We start from the raw sequence: 667 nt of genomic DNA on the forward strand, positions 1-667 counted from the left end.
AACCAGGACCTGCTCGAGCAACTGGTGCAGCTGCTGGACGATCCGGACGCCAAGGGACCGAACAAGCGCCTCGGTCTTCATCGTCAACCTGCTCGGCATGAGCATCATCCGCGAACTCGGCCCGCTGCTGGCCGCCATTCTGGTCGCCGGCCGCTCGGGCTCGGCCATCACCGCGCAGCTGGGCGTGATGCGGGTGACCGAAGAACTTGACGCCATGCTGGTGATGGGCATCTCGCACGGCTACCGCCTGATCATGCCCAAGGTGCTCGCGCTGGCCATCTCGATGCCGTTGCTGGTGGTCTGGACCGATGCAATGGCGCTGATCGGCGGCATGGCCGCGGCCAAGATGGAATTGAACCTGTCGCCCCGCTACTTCATACTGAAGCTGCCCGACGCCGTGCCGCTGGCGAACTACGTCATCGGTCTGCTGAAAGGCACCACCTTCGGTGTCTTGATCGCGCTGGTGTCGTGCCACTTCGGCCTGCGCATCAAGCCCAATACCGAAAGCCTCGGCCACGGCACCACCACCTCGGTGGTGACGGCGATCACGGTGGTGATCCTGGCCGACGCCGTGTACGCGATCATCTTCAGCGAAGTGGGATTCTGATGCCCGACGAAATCATCAAGCCACGCCGCCGCCCGCAAGCGCTGAACATGGTGCCCGACG

At 64.0% G+C, this 667-nt stretch carries 1 protein-coding gene; it reads left to right on the forward strand.

Annotated elements, in window-relative coordinates; translation table 11 throughout:
* Positions 1–607, forward strand: a 607-nt coding sequence (locus ACP7BV_RS27600) for an MlaE family ABC transporter permease (protein ID WP_426108107.1), incomplete at its 5' end; no start/stop codon positions are given.
* Positions 608–667 lie beyond the last annotated feature (60 nt).

It is taken from the genome of Massilia sp. TSP1-1-2 (assembly GCF_049896185.1).
In the GTDB taxonomy this organism is placed as follows: Bacteria; Pseudomonadota; Gammaproteobacteria; order Burkholderiales; family Burkholderiaceae_D; genus Telluria_A.